The sequence below is a fragment of the Halospina sp. K52047b genome, from assembly GCF_008709855.1.
Taxonomy (GTDB): domain Bacteria; phylum Pseudomonadota; class Gammaproteobacteria; order Pseudomonadales; family Oleiphilaceae; genus Halospina; species Halospina utahensis_B.
Genome location: NZ_VYJH01000001.1, coordinates 440,384 through 459,444, shown reverse-complemented (window position 1 = coordinate 459,444; position 19,061 = coordinate 440,384). Strand labels below are relative to the sequence as shown.

Below are 19,061 nucleotides of genomic sequence, written 5' to 3'. Positions count from 1 at the left end.
CTCACGCCACACCCGGCTTTTTTTACGTCTCAGCTCAGGCTGGGATGATCATTCCAGATCGAAGCGATCCGCGTTCATCATCTTGTTCCAGGCCTTCACGAAGTCCTGTACGAACTTCTCTTCGTTGTCGTCCTGAGCGTAGACCTCCGCGTACGAACGCAGGATCGAGTTGGAGCCGAACACCAGGTCTACCCGGGTCGCGGTCCACTTCGCCTTGTCCGTCTTGCGGTCGCGGATCTCATACAGGTTGTCGCCGGTCGGTACCCAGCTGTAGGACATGTCGGTGAGATTCACGAAGAAATCGTTGGTCAGCTGACCCTCACGATCCGTGAACACACCGTGCTTGCTGCCACCGTGGTTGGTACCGAGGACCCGCATGCCGCCGATCAGCACCGTCATCTCAGGCGCGGTCAGCCCCATGAGCTGGGTGCGGTCGAGCATCAGGTCTTCCGGCTGAACACTGTAGTCCTTCTTCAGGAAGTTGCGATAGGCGTCCGACAGCGGCTCGAGCCACTGGAAGGAATCCACATCGGTCATTTCCTCGGTGGCATCGCCACGACCGGGCCGGAACGGCACGGCAATATCATGCCCAGCGGCTTTCGCGGCCTTTTCGATGCCCACGTTACCGGCCAGAACGATCACGTCCGCCACGCTGGCGCCATTCTGCTTCGCGATCGGCTCAAGTACCTTGAGCACACGCTGCAGACGCTCCGGCTCGTTGGCGACCCAATCCTTCTGCGGCGCCAGGCGGATACGGGCACCGTTGGCACCACCGCGCTTGTCGGACTGGCGGAAGGTACGGGCACTGTCCCAGGCCGTGGCTACCATGTCGCTGATGCTGAGGCCGCTTTCGGCGATCTGCTTCTTCACCGCCTCAACGTTGTAGTTCCAGCTGCCCTCGGGTACCGGGTCCTGCCAGATGAGGTCCTCGGTCGGAGCTTCCGGACCGATGTAACGGTCTTTCGGGCCCAGATCACGGTGGATCAGCTTGAACCAGGCGCGGGCGAAAGCATCATCCAGCAGTTTCGGATTCGCCCTGAACTTCTCACAAACCTTGCGGAACTCCGGATCCACCTTCAATGCCATGTCGGCGTCGGTCATCATCGGCTTGCGGCGGATCGACGGATCCTCCACGTCCACCGGCATGTCCTCTTCCTTGATGTCCACCGGCTCCCACTGGTTAGCGCCTGCCGGGCTCTGGACAACCTGCCACTCATGGTCGAGGAGCATTTCGAGGTAGCCATGGTCCCACTGGGTCGGGTTGGTGGTCCAGGCGCCTTCAAGGCCACTGGTCACTGCGTCGCGCCCAACGCTCCGCGTGACATGGTTGTTGAAGCCGAGGCCCTGTTCCTCTACGTCTGCGCCTTCGGGTGCCGGACCAACGTTATCCGGATCGCCATTGCCATGGCATTTACCAACAGTGTGTCCGCCAATGGTCAGGGCAACGGTTTCCTCATCGCTCATGGCCATTCGCTGGAACGTAACGCGCACGTCCTGCGCCGTCTGCGCCGGGTCCGGCGTGCCATCCGGGCCTTCCGGGTTGACGTAGATCAGCCCCATCATCACCGCCGCGAGCGGGTTCTCGAGGGAGTCCGGGTTCCGGTCTTCGTCGTAGCGGCTGTTCTCATTGTCACTGGTGGCGAGCCATTCCTTCTCGCTACCCCAGTAGGTTTCCTTTTCAGGGTGCCAGATGTCTTCGCGGCCGAAGGAGAAACCAAAGGTCTTGAAGCCCATGGATTCGTAGGCAACGTTGCCCGCCAGGGTGATCAGGTCGGCCCAGCTCAGGCGGTTACCGTACTTCTTCTTGATCGGCCACAGCAGGCGGCGTGCCTTATCCAGGTTACCATTGTCGGGCCAGCTGTTGATGGGCGCGAAACGCTGGTTACCGGTGCCTGCGCCGCCACGACCATCGAATACACGGTAGCTGCCTGCAGCGTGCCAGGTCATGCGGATCATCAGGCCGCCATAGTGACCCCAGTCTGCGGGCCACCAGTCCTGGCTGTCGGTCATCAGGTCCATAACGTCCTGCTTGACCTGACCGAAATCGAGCTTGCGGACTTCTTCGCGATAGTCGAAGTCCTCGCCCATCGGGTTGGTCTTGGTGTCGTGCTGATGAAGGATGTCCAGGTTCAGGCTGTTCGGCCACCACTCCATGACATCGTCATTCACGTGGGTATTACCACCATGGACAACGGGGCACTTACCGCTGCTTTCGTTTCCGCTCATAGATCTCTCCGATCGTGACTATAGTGTTGAATGAAGCAGGTCCACTCACAACGACCGCCCCCGGGCTTGCCCGCGCCCGGAGCGACGTCATCGTTGCAGACACTATACGACATTCACTGGGGCTCTTGCTCTATTGATAGAGTTGCATTTGTTGACCATTTCAATAGTTTTTCTTTATGAGCTCCAGAACCTGCCGGTAGCGCCTAGCTCATGCGCCTGAGGGTGCCGTCACGCCGCACAAACTGATGGTAGAAAGCCATCGCAATGTGGGCGAGCGTCAGGCCCAGAAGCACCCAGGCAGTGATCGAGTGAAGGCCGCCAACGGTATGCATCCAGGCGATTTCCTCACCTTCGGCAATCAGGGTGATGCCGAAAGCCTCAACGCCATACCCTTCACCGACCATGTACAGCATGCCCGTAATGGGCATGATCACCAGTGCCGCATAGAGCAGGATATGCCCACCCCGTGCCAGGTACCTGATTGGGGGCTCGTGCGTGGGCCTATGGGACGCCTGCGACAGAGCCCAGACAACGCGCACCACAATCAGCACCAGCAGCAGGGTACCGATCGAGACGTGCCAGGGGACCAATGTCTCACCGACCCAGTGCTCCCCTTCCCCAATACGGTCAAAGAACTTCATGAACTGCCAGAGCACCAGCACGGCAAACAGCCAGTGAAGCACCCGGGAGATCGTCCCATAGCGTTCAGGGTTATCCTTGATCATGTCGCTCCTCCTCTCATGGGTGACCGTTGCTCGCCCTACCCTTCATGATCCGCGATCATCGTGCAACCGATGATATCAACACTCTATCCGGAAGCCTTCCTTCGGGAAATGCAGGTGCAGCACACCCGTCCCCTCATTCTCCAGCCTGAGGACGCTCTCATGCGCGCTGGACGCCACAAGGGTGCCCTCTACCGGATCCCGGGCGTAGTCATCCGGGGCGATGGCGACCTGTTTGCCCAGCATTGGGTCGTCCCCTTCCGTCTCGATTGGCCGCGGTTGGGTCGCGCGGGCCTTCTCCAGGGCACCTTTCTGGCTGAGTTCACGTGCCGTACCGTGGCCGAACGCCTGGATCCTGTCCATCCAGGCATTCACCTTCGGATACCCTTTCATCACCGAATGTTCAGCAAGATCGCGCACGTACCAGAGGCCATGGTAGGCGGAAAAATCCGCAATGCAGGGCGTGTCGCCGAACAGGAACGCCGTATCCAGCATGCCTTCCATCCGGTCCAGGTGCTCGCGGATCTTCGCGCGGGCCTGCTTCGGTTTCATGGCTGATACCCTGGCGGTGCGCCCGATTGATATCCGGTCCTTCAGGAAACGCAGCGCGTTGAGCGTGGATGTACTCTTCGCCAGCTTGACCATCATCCCCGGCCCACTCGCCCCGATGACACAGGCCAGAAAGATCTCCAGATCCGCTTCCCGGACGAATGCCTGCACCGCCTCGCTGCTGTCCTCCAGCACCAGTTCCGGCCGGTTGGCCCGGGCGGCGATCTCCCTGGCAATGGCGCGGGTATCGCAGAACACGTCCGCGCCGTCCTGGGCCACCGGAATCTTTCGATAACCGCCGGTAAGCGTTTCCAGGTTCGGGCGCGGCGGCATCTCGCGCACCGTTACGGATTCCCAGCCGAGGCCGGCATACCCGAGCATGGCTCGGATCTTTTCCGAAAACGGGGACATGGGGTAGTGATGCAGTATCAGATCAGCCATGGAAATACCTTTTCTGTCCGTGAATGAAGACGCCAGACCCTAGCCAATCCACGCCCGCGAGGCCAGACCCGCGCGTCAGCACCGGGCCGTCACTGTGAACGTCGGACTGTTTCTCCTACCCACAACTGGCGTATTCTTGGATCCCATGGATACAGCCACCGACCCCACACTCCTGACTCTCAGCACCCCCGTCACCCTGGCACTGGCGATCGTGGCCCTGTGGCTTGGTGTTCGCCTCAACCTCTGGACCGGGGTGCTGCACCGCTACAATGTGCCGCCGGGTGTCAGTGGCGGGCTCGCCGTCAGTGGCCTGGTTGCCCTGACCGAAGTGCTGACGCAGCTGGACATCCGTTTCGATCTCCAGCTGCGCGACCTCCTGTTGATCGTTTTCTTCTCCACCATCGGGTTGTCCGCGCAGCTCCGGCAGTTGATCGAGGGGGGACGCGCGCTCGCGCTCCTGTTTGGCCTGGCCGTTGTCCTGCTGGTTTTCCAGAACCTGGCCGGCACCCTCATGGCCTGGCTGAGCGGCCAGAGCCCGCTTTACGGGCTCGTGGGCGGGAGCATCTCACTGGCCGGCGGCCATGGCACAGCGCTCACCTGGGGCCAGCTTTTCGAGGATCATTTCGGCCTTTCTGATGCGCGCACGCTGGGGATGACCTTCGCCACCTTCGGGCTGATACTGGGTGGTCTGGTGGGCGCCCCAGTCGGGGCCTGGCTCATCCGCCGCCACGGACTCGCACCCGGTGGAACGGAACCGCGCGTCGCCAGCCTGGCACCCGGCACTGCGCCGTCTTACCTGATCGACATGAACAGCCTGCTGCAGGCTGTGCTTCTGATTGCCCTGTGCTTCGCGCTCGGCTCCTGGATGTATGAAGGGCTCGGGGAAATGGGCATCCGTGTGCCGGCCTTCCTCACCGCCATGCTGCTGGGGATTGCGCTTTCCAACGGGCTGGCACTGCTCCGCCGCCCCATCGACCCGGCCCCTATCCAGCTCGCCAGCGACCTCAGCCTCCAGCTGTTTCTGGGCATGAGCCTGATCAGCCTGCCGCTGCTCTCGCTCCAGGACGCCATCGGCCTGATCGGCCTTGTACTGGTTATTCAGGCCATCGTTATCACCCTCCTGACGGTCTTCGTGGTCTACCCGCTGCTGGGCAGGGACTACGACGCCGCCTGTATCAGCGGCGGCTTCATCGGCATGGGCCTGGGCGCCACCCCGGTTGGCATTGCCAATATCAACACCCTCACCTCACGCTTTGGCGCCAGCCCCAAGGCATACCTGGTCATTCCCCTGCTGGGGGCGTTCCTGATCGATATCGCCAATGCCACCCTGATACAGCTGCTTCTGGGCTCTGGCTGGTTTTCATGACTATACTGATGCGACAATCCGGAAGCCCTTTCACGCCGTAAAGACACCCATTCGACCGGCGGAGACAATGCCATGACCACCTTGACCATCAACGGAACCACCCACGAGCTGGATGTCCCGGACGACATGCCACTGCTCTGGGCCATCCGCGACATCGTCCAGCTCACGGGCACCAAGTTCGGCTGCGGCATGGCCCTCTGCGGGGCCTGCACTGTCCACCTTGATGGCGAGCCCATCCGCTCCTGCACCACAACGGTGGGCAATGCCGCCGGCGGCAAGATCACCACCATCGAGGCCATGAAGGAAGACCCGGTGGGCCAGCAGGTACAGAATGCCTGGCTTGACCTGGGCGTGGCCCAGTGCGGCTATTGCCAGGCGGGCCAGATCATGAGCGCCACCGCGCTGCTCAAGCAGAACGCGACCCCCTCCGACGCCGAGATCGAAGACGCGATGACCGGCAACATCTGCCGTTGCGGCACCTACAACCGCATCCGGCACGCCATCCACTACGCCGCCGACGCGATGCAGGAGGACTCCTGATCATGACGGAATCAAACGACTCACTGATGATCGCGAACGTCAGCCGCCGGCGCTTTCTTGGCGGTATGGCAGGAGCCTCCGCACTGGTACTGGCGGCCCGCTGGGACATAGCCCTGGCCAGCGACGAGGAGAAGCAATACGGCGCTGCCGGCATGCCCGGTGGCTGGGTGGATGATCCCAACGTCTTCATCCAGATCGACCCCGATGGGTCAGTCACCATCATCAACCACCGCTCCGAAATGGGCCAGGGTATCCGTACCAGTCTGGTGATGGTGGCCGCCGACGAACTGGGTGCCGACTGGGACCGGGTTGCTGTTCAGCAGGCCCGGGCCGACCAGGACCGCTACGGCAACCAGAACACCGACGGTTCCCGCAGCATGCGCCACTGGTACGACCCCATGCGCCGCGCGGCCGCCTCCGCCCGCATGATGCTGGAACAGGCCGCAGCGAATGAATGGGGTGTTCCGGCCTCTGAATGCGAGGCGGGCATCCATGAAGTGGCCCACAAAGCCTCCGGTCGCACCCTTGGCTTTGGGGAGCTCGCGGAAGCCGCCCGGGAACTGGCGGTACCGGAGCGCAGTGCCATCGAGCTCAAGCCCATCGAGGCCCACCGCTACATCGGTCAGGAGGCCGATCCGGTCCGGCAGCGGGGTAGCGGCAACATTGAACGCCCCATGGCCATCGACGGCGAGGAGATCGTCGAGGGCAGCGCTACCTTTGGCGCGGATATCCAGTTCGACGACATGGTCCATGCCGTGATCGCCCGGCCGCCGGTACTCGGTGCCAAAGTTGCCAGTGTCGATGACAGCGAGGCGCTGAAAGTCACAGGTGTAGAGAAGGTTGTTACCCTGGACACCAACAGCGAGCCCGCCGGCTTCAAGCCAATGGGTGGTGTGGCGGTGATCGCCAGCAACACCTGGTCCGCCATGCAGGGGCGGGATGCGCTGAAGATCGAATGGGACATGGAGGCAGCGGGCGACAACGCGCGCTATAACACGGATGACTACCGCCAGGCTCTGGAAAAGGCCGCCCAGTCCCCTGGCAAGGTCATCCGCAGCAGTGGCGACATCCAGAAGACTCTCGACGGTGCCGACCAGACCATCGAAGCCACCTACTACATGCCCCACATGGCTCAGACGCCCATGGAGCCCCCGGTCGCGGTAGTGCGGCTCCGGGACGGCAAGGCCCAAGCCTGGGCACCAATCCAGAACCCCCGCGCCGGCCGCGAGGGGCTGGCCGGCGTGCTGGGCCTGGACAAGGAGGACGTCACGCTGAATGTGACGCTCCTGGGTGGCGGTTTCGGCCGCAAGTCCAAGCCCGACTATGTTCTGGAAGCCGGTCTTCTGGCAAAGGAAACCGGCGGGCGCCCGGTCAAGGTTCAGTGGAGCCGCGAAGACGACGTTCATCACGCCTATTTCCATGCCCTGTCCGTGGACCGGCTGGAAGGTGCCCTGGACGCGGACGGCAAGGCCAAAGGCTGGCGTCACCGCACGCTGTCTCCGACCATCACCTCATTGTTCCAGGAGGACCCGGAGCACAAGGGAGGCTTTGAGCTCGGGATGGGCTTCAACACCATGCCGTTCGATGTACCCGCCATCCAGCTCGAGAACCCGGAGGCCGAGTCCCACGCCCGTATCGGATGGTTCCGTTCGGTCTACAACCTGCCCCATGCCTTCGCCATCCAGAGCTTTGCCGCCGAGATGGCCGAGGCGGCCGGCAAGGACCACCGGGACTACCTGCTGGAACTGCTGGGTCCAGCACGCAGGATCGATCCCCGCGATTTCGGCGACAGCTGGAATTACGGCGAGGATCCATCGGTCTACGTGATTGACACCGGGCGTATGCGCAATGTCATCGAGACGGTGACCGCAAAGGCGGACTGGGGGCGTGACATGCCCAAGGGCCGTGGCCTGGGGCTTGCTTTCCACCACAGCTTCCAGTCCTACACGGCCATCGTGATCGATGCGGAAGTCGGCGATGACGGCAGCGTGACCATCCACAACGCGGACATCGCCTTCGACTGCGGCTTCCAGGTGAACCCGGAGCGCATCCGCTCCCAGCTCGAAGGCGCCTGCGTCATGGGCATCGGCATTGCCCTGCACAGCGAGATAACCTTCCGGGAGGGCCGTGTGCAGGAGAACAACTTCCACCAGTACAACGTGCCCCGCATGGAACATGCCCCTAAGCAGGTCCGCACACACCTGGTCAATAACGATCCGGAGCTGCCCATGGGCGGTGTGGGTGAACCGGGGCTGCCACCGGTGGCGCCGGCGGTCTGTAACGCCATCTACGCCGCCACCGGCAAGCGTATCCGCCAGTTGCCCGTTAATGATCAGCTTGCGGGCTGATGAGCAATGACGTGGTCGCGCTCGTCCTTGCGGCGGGCGCCTCACGGCGCTTCGGCGATGCGGATAAGCGTGTGGCTGCCCTGCCGGACGGACGCACGCTGCTGGCGGCTTCGCTTGAAAACCTCCGCATGGGGTTCCGGGATGTACGCGTGGTGATTGGCGCCACTGACGTCCCGGCCAACCTCAACCTGCCACCGGATGTTCCCACCATCAGGGCTCCCAATGCCGGCGACGGCATGGGCAGCAGCATCGCCGATGCTTTCCGGGCCCTGAGTGCCGACCCGTCACTGTCCGGGACCGGAGCAGCAGCCATCTGTCTCGGGGACATGCCCTGGGTCCAGCTCGAAACCCTGAACGCCCTTTGTGAGCAGGCGACGGAGGACGGCATCACCCGCCCGATCCACCAGGGGCAGCCCGGCCACCCGGTCATCTTCGGACGCGCCTACTGGTCACAGCTGTGCAGCCTCTCGGGCGACCAGGGGGCCCGAGAGCTCATCCAGAAGTACCCAGCCCAATGCTGGTTTCTGACGGTCGAGGACGCCGGTGTTCTTACCGATCTCGATTATCCCTAGAGAGCTCCGCTCTCAATCCACTCCACACCGCCCCCCCAAAAGCCCCTGGTCACTCTCCGGTTTTCCAGTCGTCAAGATTATAGCGTGCCAGGATCCGAGCCAGTTCCCCACTGGCCCGCAGACGTTCCATGCCTTCGGAGAGGATCCGGGCGTACTCAGGCGATGACTCAACCCCTGGGGAAAAAGCGATGTAGGCGTCCTCGGAAGGCGCGGCCTCACCCGCATGGCGAACCTCGCCCTCCACGCCCATTTCACGGCTGAGATACCGGAACACGGGCTTCGCCTCCACAACCACATCAATGCGGCCCCTCAGAAGCTTCTCAATGTTCTTGGCAAGGGGGTCATTGCCAGTCATCACCTGGACCCGGTAACTCTGGGAATGCGCCTCAATATAGCCGTTGAGCGATTCGCCATAGTCGTAGTCCAGGATCGTCCCGAGCCGGACCTGCTCCAGTGACGACAGATCCTGGTAGACCCAGTCACTCCCGGCACGGGTAAACAGTGCCGCAGACCCGATCCGCCCCTGCTCGTTACGCGGAAACACGAACCCCGGCGCATCGCCCCGGTAAGCGCCGACAATGGCATTAATCGTCCCTTCACGCCCGGAAACAATAGCCCGGGACCAGGGCATAAGCCGATAGACGACCCGGTAGCCCGCTTCATTGAAGATCTCACCCGCAATCTCAATCATGAACCCCGGGCGATCACTATCCGGCAGGCAATTGATGGGGCACCACTGATCCGCGGCAATCACTATCTCCGGCCGGTCTTCCGGAAAAACGAGGCGGGGCAGCAAAAACAGGCCCAGAATGACCAGCACTGGCGGTTTCATCATCAGAATTCACTGAACATGGAATGGCACTTTTACTCTACACCGAGCCATCATTTTCCACCATATTATTTGCATTGCGCATCTTAATTTACGGTTGGCCAGTCTCGGGGATTAGGGGGTATCCTTTCAGGCTGGTAGACTCACTCCAGAACCGGAAACCCCTGAAAAAGAAGGCAGAGACAACGCGATGACCGAATCGACCCAGCCCTGGAATACTCCCATGCCCGATGACCAGTTCGAGCTGATGCGCGACATCCTGGCCGCGCCCAGTCCGATCGGCATCGAGGCGGCCATGACCTATGGTGTGCTCAAGCCCTACCTTGAGCGTGTATCGCCCAAGGACTGGCACATCCACCAGTTCAAAGGCCATGCGGGCATTGTGCTGGACACCCACCCGGGGCGGGAGGACATGTTCAAGGTCATGATCATCGGCCATGCGGACAAGATCCGCATGCAGGTGCGCAGCATCGGCGATGATGGCAAGATCTGGATCAACAGCGACTCCTTCCTGCCCACCACGCTGATCGGCCACGAGGTGAAGCTGTTCAGCGAGGACCCCGAGAACCCGGGCAGTTATCGCGTGATCGAGGGCGGCACAGTGGAAGCCCTCGGCGCCATCCACTTCGCGGACCCGAATGTGCGCAGTGGCGACAAGGGCATCAAGAAGGAACAGCTCTACCTGGAGCTGCAGATCCATGGCGAGAACAAGAAGCAGCAGGTCGAGAACCTGGGTGTGCGCCCCGGTGACTCCATCCTGCTCGACCGCCCCATCCGCAAGGGCTTCAGCCCCAACACCTTCTATGGCGCCTACCTGGACAACGGCCTGGGCTGCTTCACCACTGCGGAAGTGGCGCGCCTGATGGCGGAAGCCGGCGGCACCGAGAAGATCCGGGTGCTCTACGCCATGGCCACCTATGAGGAAATCGGGCGCTTCGGCAGCCGCGTCCTGGCCGGTGAACTCAAGCCGGATGCGCTGGTCGGCGTGGACGTGAACCACGACTACAAGGCCGCTCCGGGCATCGGGGACCGGCGCATGAACCCGCAGGAGATGGGCAAGGGCTTCACCATGTCCGTGGGCGCCATCGCCAGCGAACAGCTCAACCGCTTCTTTGAGACCACGGCACGCGAGCAGGAAATCCCCTTCCAGCGCGACGTGGTGGGCCCGGACACCGGCACTGACGGCATGGCCGGCGTGCTGGCAAGCGTGGACTGCGCAGCCACCTCCATCGGCTTCCCGATCCGGAACATGCACACCATTTCCGAGTCCGGGAATACCCAGGACGTTCTGGCAGCCATTCACGCCATCAAGGGCACGCTGCAGAAGCTGGATGCGCTGGACGATCCGCACCGTGAGTTCATGGACAACCACCCGCGGCTGGATACGGCCTCTCCCCTTGGCCACCAGGGTTCCGACAAGCCTGAAGGCGAAGAGAAAAAAGACTGACCCACAGGAACATGAGGGCATGGACGCCCTCAGTTTCCATCCTTCCTTCAGCTGCTACATTCCGTTTCCAGATTCCAGTTCGCCCTGATTGGCTTTTCCCAATGGGTCCGGCATTATTGAACCCGGATTCACAATAACAAAAGTCAAAAAGGACGCACCCCATGCAAGCCAGCCCGCTGATTTCCATCGGACTGCCCCTTTCCCTGTTCATTATCATGATCGGCATCGGCATGACCCTGACGCCCAGGGACTTCCGCCAGGTCGCGGTGTACCCACGTGGGATCATCGTCGGCACCATTGCCCAGATCCTGGTGATGCCAGCACTGGCGTTCCTGATCATCGCGATTTTCAACCTGTCGCCCATGATCGCCGTGGGACTGGTGATCATCGCTGCCTGCCCGGGCGGCACCACCTCCAACCTGTTCGCGCTCATGGCGCGGGGGAACGTGGCGCTGTCCATCGTGCTGACCGTCCTGGCCAACCTGATCACCATCGTGTCGCTGCCGCTTTTCACCAACCTGGCGCTGGATCTCTACATGGGTGAAAACGAAGCCATACGGCTGCCCGTGGAACGCACCATCATGACGCTGGGGTTGATCGTGCTGCTGCCCATCGCCATCGGCATGATGCTCAAGAGCCGATTCCCGGAGAAGGCCCAGAAAGCGGAAAGCGCGGTCAGCGTCTTCGGCGGTGTTGTACTGGCCATGCTGGTGGTGGCGCTGGTGTACAACGTGCGCGATCAGCTGGGTGAACTGCTCAGTCAGGCGGGCCCCGCGGCCATCGCCCTGAACCTTGCGGGCATCGGCATCGCACTGGGTCTCAGCCGTCTGACTGGCCTCACCCAGCGGGAATCCATGGCAGTGGCCGTGGAACTCGGCATTAAAAACGGCACCATCGGCCTGCTGGTAACCCTCAACCTTCTGGAATCCGAGGCCATGTCCGTGCCCTCGGCGGTCTACGGCGTGCTGATGTTCTTCTTCGGCTTTCTGTTAACCTTGTACGGGCGCAAATACATCCCGCAGCCAAGCTGACCCGCAAGGAGATCCGCCATGCCCGCCATTGAATTCCAGTCCCGTAATGGCCTTACCCTCAAGGGCACGATTGAACTGCCCCCCGGCGGGATCTGGCGGGCTACGGCCATCTTCGCCCACTGCTTCACCTGCGGCAGCCAGGTCCGCGCCGCCCGCACCATCACCTCGGCCCTGGCCGGCACCGGCTTCGCTGTGCTGCGCTTTGATTTCACCGGTCTGGGTGAAAGCGAGGGCGAGTTCGCGGATACCAATTTCTCCAGCAACCTTGATGACCTGGAAGATGCCGCCGCCTGGCTCACCGAACATTACGCCGCGCCCCAACTGCTGCTTGGCCACTCCCTGGGCGGCTCTGCGGCTCTCGCCGTCGCCGAGCGGTTGGACAGCGTGCGCGCCGTCGCCACCATAGGCGCCCCGGCGAGCCCGGACCACATTCTCAAGCAGTTCGGCACGGACCTGGAGCGGATCGAGGAAAGCGGCAGCGCCGAGGTTGATCTCGCCGGCCGCCCCTTCCGCATCCGCAAAGACTTCATCGACGACGCCCGCAGCCACGACCTGACCGAGCGCCTGCACAAACTCCGGCGTGCCCTGCTGGTCATGCACGCGCCGCATGACCGCACGGTGGGCATCGACAACGCCGAGCAGATCTACACTGCGGCCCTGCACCCCAAGAGCTTCATCAGCCTGGACGACGCCGACCACCTGCTCTCGCGCCGCTCCGACGCCCAGTACGCCGCCCAGGTGGTCTCCGCCTGGGCCGCCCGCTTCCTGGAACCCGAAACGACCCCGGCCCCGGAGGGCGCCCGCGTTACCGGCCGCACCGAGGACGGCTTCCTCTGCCGTGTCCAGGCCGGCCCGCATGAGATGGTTGCCGACGAACCCAAGAACAACGGCGGCACCAACCGTGGCCCGGACCCATACGGCCTCCTGGCCTCCTCACTGGGCGCCTGCACCGTCATGACCATCAACATGTACGCCCGCCACAAGGAACTCCCGGTGGAGCGCGTCACCTGCGAGGTCACCCACCGCAAGGTCCACGCGGAAGACTGCGAGGAGTGCGAGACAAAGTCCGGGAAGGTGGATGAACTGGTCCGCCACATTACCATCGAAGGCGACCTCACCGACGAGCAGCGCCAGCGCATGCTCCAGATCGCCGGCCGCTGCCCGGTGCACCAGACCCTGAAGAACGAGATCCGGATGCACGACGAGTTGGTTGAGTGAGAAGCAAGGAGCGAGGAGGAAAAGGCAACGCTGTGATTGCGTGTTAGCGACATCATCAGGGTTTGATGAGGGGAGGCGGGGAACGCTCGGAGGGAAGCTCGGTGGCCATGGATGGCCACCGCGCAGCCTACATGGATGTACTTGTGGCGATTCCCGGAGAGCGTTACCCGCCTCCCCTCCTGCAGAAGCACCTCAGTCTTGGGACAACCGCTAACGCCACTCCGCCAGCCGCACAGGCACACGCCGGGCGCCCCAACGCCCGGGATCCCCATCAAACACCCCGGCACACCGAGTCCCACAGCTGGTGCAATGCCCATCGTGGGTCAGGTTCCAGTCACTGAGCACAAACCAATCCCGCCCGATCAGCTTCTGGCCACAGTGATGGCAGTAGGTGCTGCCTCCGGCCTCATCGTGCACGTTCCCCGTGTAGGCGTACCGGATGCCGTTCTTCATGGCTACTTCACGCGCATTGGTCAGCGTCTCCGCCGGCGTACGCGGATGCTCCATCATCTTGAAATCCGGATGGAAGGCGGTGAAATGCATGGGAATATCCGGCCCCAGATGCTCCACCACCCACTGGCTCATGCGCTCAATCTCCTCGCTGGAATCGTTCTCGCCCGGGATCAGCAGCGTCGTCAGTTCGAACCACACATCCGTCTCGTTGTGAACGTACTCGATCGTATCCAGCACCGGCTGCAGCTCGCTGCCGGTAATCTTGCGGTAGAAGCGCTCAGTGAACGCCTTGAGGTCGAAGTTGACCGCGTCCATATAGCGGAAGAACTCCTTCCTTGGCTCCTCGCAGATGTAGCCGGCGGTCACCGCTACCGCCTTGATGCCGCGTTCGTGGCACGCCTGCGCCACATCGATGGCGTATTCGTGGAAGATCACCGGATCGTTGTAGGTGAAGGCGATGCTGTGGCAGCCCAGATCCTCGGCGGCGCGCGCGATGGTCTCCGGCTCCGCCTGGTCCGCCAGCGTATCCATCTCCCGGGACTTGCTCATATCCCAGTTCTGGCAGAACTTGCAGAACAGGTTGCAGCCGGCAGTACCAAACGACAGGACCGAGGTGCCGGGCAGGTAATGGTTCAGGGGTTTCTTCTCAATCGGGTCCACGCAGAACCCGCTGGAGCGCCCGTAGGTGGTCAACACGATCTGGTCGTCATGCCGGGCACGCACAAAGCACAGGCCCTGCTGACCCTCTTTCAGCTTACAGGCCCTAGGACACAGGTCGCACTGGATCCGACCGTCTTCCAGCTCATGCCAGTAGACGGTTGGGAAACGGTCGCTGGAGATTGTGACGCCCATGGTCTCACCTCCCGGTGCTGGCGTTATACTCCGAGTATAGGGCGCGACCCGGGCTCTTGCCCAGCCTTGTTGATGGCGTCGATCGCCCCCATATAAGTGCAAAAGAAGCCAGCCCCAAGGGAGGTGCACCATGGAACAGACAGTTCGGCCACCGGCGGTTTCAGGGCTCTTCTACCCCGCCGAGCGCGGCGTACTGCAGCAGCAGGTTGCCGGTTTCCTCGAAAAGGCGGGCACCGATAACGTAGCGCCGCCCAAAGCGCTGATCGCGCCCCATGCGGGTTACCCGTTCTCGGGTGCGGTCGCCGGGGAGGCTTATGCAACCGTCCGCGCCATGGCGGATCGCATTGAGCGCGTCATCCTGCTGGGGCCAAGTCACCGCATTCCCTTCCGGGGGATCGCCGCCAGCAGCGCGGACTATTTCGCCACGCCCATGGGGAATGTGCGCGTTGACCAGGCCACTCAGGCGGACCTGGTGGCCCAGCGCTCCGACGTGGTCTATCGGGAAGACGCCCATGAGCGCGAACACGGTCTTGAAGTACACCTCCCCTTCCTTCAGGCGCTGATGGATGACTTCAGTGTTGTCCCGCTGGTCGTGGGCGACGCTACGCCGGAGGAAGTCGGAACACTGCTGGATTCACTCTGGGGTGGGCCCGAGACACTGATCGCCATCAGCTCGGATCTGAGCCACTTCATGGATTACGACAGCGCGGTACGCCGGGACAGGGCCACGTCCGAGGCTATTGAGAACCTGGCGTGGGAGAAGGTCCGGGATGGCGATGCCTGTGGCCGCCACCCCATCAACGGGCTTCTGTGGCTGGCCCGCCAGAAGGGCCTGGAAGGCCGCATCCTGGATCTGCGCAACTCGGGGGATGCCGGAGCTCCCAGGGACAGCGTTGTAGGGTATGGCGCCTATGTATTCCACTGACACCCCGATAACACACGAGCACCGCGGGATGCTGCTGACCCTCGCCCGGGACAGCATCCGGGAGGGTTTTGAGACCGGTCGTGCCCTGACCGTTGAGCCGGCGCAGTGGCCTGAGGTTCTGCAGCGTAACGGCGCCAGCTTTGTCACACTCAAGCGCCCGGATGACAGCCTGCGCGGCTGTATCGGCACCCTTGAGGCCCGCCAGCCACTGGTGACGGATGTGGCGGAGCATGCCCATGCCGCCGCCTTCCGCGACCCGCGCTTCCAGCCATTGGCGGCCCATGAACTGGAGAAGGTGCACCTGGAACTCTCGATCCTGTCCCGGCCCGAACCGCTGCCTGTGGCCTCGGAAGCGGAACTGCTCGCGGCTCTCCAACCCGGCGAGGATGGGCTCATTCTTGAGGACGGCGTCCACCGGGGAACCTTTCTCCCCGCAGTCTGGGAATCGCTGCCGGAGCCCGTGGACTTTGTCCGCCAGCTCAAGCGCAAGGCGGGCCTGCCATCGGATTACTGGTCCCCTTCACTGACCATCAAGCGCTACCGCACCGAGTCCTTCGGCGAGGATGAGCGCTGACGCGGCGGCAGCCACCACCAGGTGGCGGCCACCAGGGCCCCGAAAACCGTGTACCCGAACAGGAACACCCAGCCCGGCAGGTCATGGAAGATGAGAGCACTCACCCAGTATTCGATGAACCCCTGATCGTGCACGGGCTGACCGGCCGCAAGGCGCAGCTCGTGCTCCCAGACAGTCAGCGGACACAGTCGCCCCAGCCAGGTCTGGATCACCACGAAACCGATCGTCACCAGGTGCACCCAGCGGACCCAGGGATTGCGGACCCAGAACCAGCCACGCATGCCACCGATAATGAACAGCACCAGACCGACAACCACGAAGGCCACGATCAGGCCATGCAGCAACAGCACCAGGTCCGCCAGAAGGCCCGGGGCGGGAAGCGTTTGATAGAGGCTGCGCGATGCGTTCATGGGCTTACCCCAGCAGCGCCACGCTCTTGACCTGGGCGTGGACCTCCAGACCCGGCTCCAGAGACAGTTCGCGGGCAGAGCGGCGGCTCACCCGCGCCAGCAGTACCGCATCCCCCACCCGCAACCGCAGCATCACGTGCCCGGCCCCCTGCTCCGCCAGGTCCTCAATGCGGGCCGGCATCACGTTCAGGATACTGCTGTCCTGCGGTGCCGTCAGGGCCACGCTCACGTCACGGGCCTGGACCTGGAGCCGCACGGGCTGCCCGGTTTCCAGCTGCCCCAGTACCGCATGGAGCGGTCCTGCGTCCGAGTTCACCCGCACCACGCCGTCGCGTGGGTCGTAATCGTCCACCACGCCCTCGATAACCGTCTCCGCCCCCGGCTGCCCCGCGATAGCGAGGTCCAGGCGTGCGAACACGTCAGTGAGGGAACCTTCCGCCTGTACCCTGCCGTTATCCATAACCACCAGGTGGTCCGCCAGCCGGGCCACCTCCTCCCTGGAGTGGCTTACATAGATCATCGGCAGGACCAGCTCCCGGTGCAGCCGCTCAAGGTATGGCAGGATTTCATGGCGCCGCGCCTCATCCAGACCGGCAAGGGGCTCATCGAGAAGCAACAGGGCAGGTTCCATGGCCAGGGCCCGTGCGATGGCCACGCGCTGCTGTTCTCCGCCGGAGAGCTGATGCGGCCTGCGTGCGAGGAGATGGCGGATTCCCAGCAGCTCAATGGACTGCTCCAGGCGTGAGTTATCCCCGGTGCCCTGGCTCCGGCGCAGCCCATAACGCAGGTTGCCTTCCACACTGCGGTGGGGAAACAGGCTGGGCTCCTGGAACACATAGCCCACGGCGCGCCGATGGGGCGGCACGAACTGGTTGACGTCCTGCCACGTCCGGCCCCCTACCCGGAGGTGGCCCACGGCCGAGCGCTCCAGCCCCGCCATGATCCGCAGAAGGGTTGTCTTGCCGCAGCCCGAGGGCCCGAAAACCGCGCTCACCCCTGCCCCCGGCAGCGCCAGTGACAGGTCCAGGCTGAAGTCCCCCCGGTCGAGCCGGAACGCCAGCTCAATACTCATAGCCGCACCACCAGGAAACGCCGGTTGAGCGCATAGACCGCCATCAGCATCAGCATGGACATCGCCAACAGACCACCGGAGAGCCAATGCGCGCTGGTGTAATCCAGCGCCTCCACATGGTCATAGACCGCAATGGACACCACCTGGGTGCTGCCCGGAATGTTGCCGCCGATCATCAGCACTACACCGAACTCGCCCAGGGTGTGGGCAAAACCGAGCACAGCCGCCGTCAGGAACCCCGGCGCGGCCAGGGGCACTGCCACGGTGAAGAACCGGTCCATTGGCGAGGCACGCAGCGTAGCGGCCACCTCCATCGGCCTGCGGCCTACGGCGGAAAACGCGTTCTGCAGGGGTTGAACCACGAACGGCAGCGAGTAGATCACTGAGCCGATCACCAGCCCGGTAAAGGTGAACGCCAGCGGCTGGCCGCCCAGGGCTTGCATCAAACCGCCAATGGGCCCCGACGGTCCGAGCGCGATCAGAAGATAGAACCCCAGAACCGTGGGCGGCAGGACCAGCGGCAGCGCCACCATCGCCTCGACCACGAAGCGGAAGCGCCATTGTGTGCGCGCCAACCACCAGGCCAGAGGCGTGCCCACCACCAGCAGAATCAGGGTGCTCACAGCCGCCAGCTGCAGCGTAATCCACAGTGCCGTGAGATCATCGGAGCCCGGCATCAGGGCACCTCATAGCCATGGTCACGGAGAATCGCCTGCCCCTGTTCCCCTGTCACGAACTCGAGGAAGGCCCTGGGCGCCGGTTCATCCGCCAACAGCACCGCCTGCTGCTCAATGGGCTCATGCAGGGTCTCCGGAACCAGCCAGCGTGAGCCACCCATGCTGCGCTCCGGCGCCTCAAGCTGGGACAGCGCCACAAATCCCAGCGCTGCATTGCCCGTGCGCACGAACTGGAACGTCTGGGCGATGTTCTCGCCCATCACCCGCCGACCTTCCAGGGCCTCCCAGAGCCCCCGGTTCTCCAGCACCTGCTTTGCCGCCCTGCCGTAGGGCGCCAGACGCGGGTTGGCCAGCGCCAGATAGGCGAAATCCCCGGTAGCCAGGACCCCGCCTTCCGCATCCACGAGCGATTCGCCGGGGCTCCAGAGGACGAGCCGGCCACGGGCATAGCTCACCCGGCTTCCCTCAACGGCCCTGCCGGACTCAGCCAGAAGCCGGGGCCGGCGCTCATCCGCGGCAAGGAAGACCTGGAAAGGAGCGCCGTGCAGAATCTGGGCGTAGTGCTTTCCGGTTGAGCCGGAGGCGAGGACCACGCTGTGCTCAGTAGCTGCTTCGAACCGATCAACCAGAACTCTGGCTGCTCCAACAACATTACTGGCGACAGCGACCCGGATTTCATCCGCCCCGACAAGGGATGACCCTCCGGCAAACAACAGAATACTCAGCCAAACCGGCACCTGAGCAGCACGACGCAACGCTAACTCTCCCAACAATGCTGATAGCAGGCCAGAGTCTACCAGACCCGACTC

18 protein-coding genes are annotated in these 19,061 nt (G+C 63.1%); 9 read left to right on the top strand and 9 right to left on the bottom strand.

What is annotated here, in order from left to right:
• Window positions 1-48 precede the first annotated feature (48 nt).
• The 3 genes from katG to F3089_RS02255 all read right to left on the bottom strand — a co-directional run bounded on the left by katG (window position 49) and on the right by F3089_RS02255 (window position 3,938).
• The gene (katG, locus tag F3089_RS02265; RefSeq protein WP_151439220.1) at window positions 49-2,226 is read right to left on the bottom strand and encodes a catalase/peroxidase HPI; all 2,178 of its coding nucleotides are present in this window, start codon (window positions 2,224-2,226) and stop codon (window positions 49-51) included.
• A 203-nt stretch (window positions 2,227-2,429) separates the two neighbouring features.
• Complete coding sequence (locus F3089_RS02260; protein WP_151439219.1) at window positions 2,430-2,951, bottom strand: cytochrome b; 522 nt, start codon at window positions 2,949-2,951, stop codon at window positions 2,430-2,432.
• 75 nt (window positions 2,952-3,026) lie between these two features.
• On the bottom strand, window positions 3,027-3,938 hold the full coding sequence (locus F3089_RS02255; protein ID WP_151439218.1) for a glutathione S-transferase family protein: 912 nt from the start codon (window positions 3,936-3,938) through the stop codon (window positions 3,027-3,029).
• A 145-nt stretch (window positions 3,939-4,083) separates the two neighbouring features.
• On the opposite strand from F3089_RS02255, the gene gltS reads away from it, so the two are divergent.
• From gltS to F3089_RS02235, 4 genes are all read left to right on the top strand, one after another.
• Complete coding sequence (gene gltS, locus F3089_RS02250) at window positions 4,084-5,304, top strand: sodium/glutamate symporter (RefSeq protein ID WP_151439217.1); 1,221 nt, start codon at window positions 4,084-4,086, stop codon at window positions 5,302-5,304.
• Between the two features lie 72 nt (window positions 5,305-5,376).
• A complete protein-coding gene (locus tag F3089_RS02245) occupies window positions 5,377-5,844 on the top strand; it encodes a (2Fe-2S)-binding protein (protein WP_151439216.1) in 468 nt (155 codons plus the stop codon).
• A gap of 2 nt (window positions 5,845-5,846) precedes the next feature.
• Entirely contained in the window at window positions 5,847-8,192 is a 2,346-nt protein-coding gene (locus F3089_RS02240) for a xanthine dehydrogenase family protein molybdopterin-binding subunit (protein WP_151439215.1), read from the top strand.
• A complete protein-coding gene (locus F3089_RS02235; RefSeq protein ID WP_151439214.1) occupies window positions 8,192-8,764 on the top strand; it encodes a nucleotidyltransferase family protein in 573 nt (190 codons plus the stop codon). Before F3089_RS02240 ends, F3089_RS02235 begins: the two co-directional genes overlap by 1 nt.
• A gap of 49 nt (window positions 8,765-8,813) precedes the next feature.
• On the opposite strand, the gene F3089_RS02230 is transcribed toward F3089_RS02235, so the two are convergent.
• The gene (locus F3089_RS02230) at window positions 8,814-9,599 is read right to left on the bottom strand and encodes a substrate-binding periplasmic protein (RefSeq protein WP_151439213.1); all 786 of its coding nucleotides are present in this window, start codon (window positions 9,597-9,599) and stop codon (window positions 8,814-8,816) included.
• A gap of 184 nt (window positions 9,600-9,783) precedes the next feature.
• Between F3089_RS02230 and F3089_RS02225 the strand changes: the two genes are divergently transcribed.
• The 3 genes from F3089_RS02225 to F3089_RS02215 all read left to right on the top strand — a co-directional run bounded on the left by F3089_RS02225 (window position 9,784) and on the right by F3089_RS02215 (window position 13,289).
• Window positions 9,784-11,040 carry a M20/M25/M40 family metallo-hydrolase gene (locus tag F3089_RS02225; RefSeq protein WP_151439212.1) on the top strand — a complete coding sequence of 419 codons (1,257 nt, stop codon included), beginning with the start codon at window positions 9,784-9,786 and terminating at the stop codon, window positions 11,038-11,040.
• A gap of 161 nt (window positions 11,041-11,201) precedes the next feature.
• Complete coding sequence (locus F3089_RS02220; RefSeq protein WP_151439211.1) at window positions 11,202-12,071, top strand: bile acid:sodium symporter family protein; 870 nt, start codon at window positions 11,202-11,204, stop codon at window positions 12,069-12,071.
• An 18-nt stretch (window positions 12,072-12,089) separates the two neighbouring features.
• Window positions 12,090-13,289: a bifunctional alpha/beta hydrolase/OsmC family protein gene (locus F3089_RS02215; RefSeq protein WP_151439210.1), complete on the top strand. Its 1,200-nt coding sequence runs from the start codon at window positions 12,090-12,092 to the stop codon at window positions 13,287-13,289.
• A gap of 210 nt (window positions 13,290-13,499) precedes the next feature.
• Here the strand turns inward: F3089_RS02215 and amrS are convergent, their stop codons facing one another.
• A complete protein-coding gene (gene amrS / locus F3089_RS02210) occupies window positions 13,500-14,594 on the bottom strand; it encodes an AmmeMemoRadiSam system radical SAM enzyme (protein ID WP_151439209.1) in 1,095 nt (364 codons plus the stop codon).
• A 130-nt stretch (window positions 14,595-14,724) separates the two neighbouring features.
• Between amrS and amrB the strand changes: the two genes are divergently transcribed.
• Window positions 14,725-15,519, top strand: coding sequence for an AmmeMemoRadiSam system protein B (amrB, locus tag F3089_RS02205; protein WP_151439208.1), 795 nt, complete (start codon window positions 14,725-14,727; stop codon window positions 15,517-15,519).
• Window positions 15,520-15,547: 28 nt separating this feature from the next.
• On the top strand, window positions 15,548-16,093 hold the full coding sequence (gene amrA / locus F3089_RS02200) for an AmmeMemoRadiSam system protein A (protein WP_286202756.1): 546 nt from the start codon (window positions 15,548-15,550) through the stop codon (window positions 16,091-16,093).
• On the opposite strand, the gene F3089_RS02195 is transcribed toward amrA, so the two are convergent.
• The 4 genes from F3089_RS02195 to modA are packed head-to-tail and all read right to left on the bottom strand — an operon-like array spanning window position 16,057 to window position 19,007.
• On the bottom strand, window positions 16,057-16,503 hold the full coding sequence (locus F3089_RS02195) for a DUF2784 domain-containing protein (protein ID WP_151439206.1): 447 nt from the start codon (window positions 16,501-16,503) through the stop codon (window positions 16,057-16,059). The genes amrA and F3089_RS02195 overlap by 37 nt on opposite strands.
• 4 nt (window positions 16,504-16,507) lie before the next feature.
• On the bottom strand, window positions 16,508-17,575 hold the full coding sequence (modC, locus tag F3089_RS02190) for a molybdenum ABC transporter ATP-binding protein (RefSeq protein WP_151439205.1): 1,068 nt from the start codon (window positions 17,573-17,575) through the stop codon (window positions 16,508-16,510).
• Window positions 17,572-18,252 carry a molybdate ABC transporter permease subunit gene (gene modB, locus F3089_RS02185; protein ID WP_151439204.1) on the bottom strand — a complete coding sequence of 227 codons (681 nt, stop codon included), beginning with the start codon at window positions 18,250-18,252 and terminating at the stop codon, window positions 17,572-17,574. Before modB ends, modC begins: the two co-directional genes overlap by 4 nt.
• The gene (modA, locus tag F3089_RS02180) at window positions 18,252-19,007 is read right to left on the bottom strand and encodes a molybdate ABC transporter substrate-binding protein (RefSeq protein ID WP_151439203.1); all 756 of its coding nucleotides are present in this window, start codon (window positions 19,005-19,007) and stop codon (window positions 18,252-18,254) included. The genes modB and modA overlap by 1 nt, the downstream gene beginning before the upstream one ends.
• Between the last annotated feature and the right edge of the window lie 54 nt (window positions 19,008-19,061).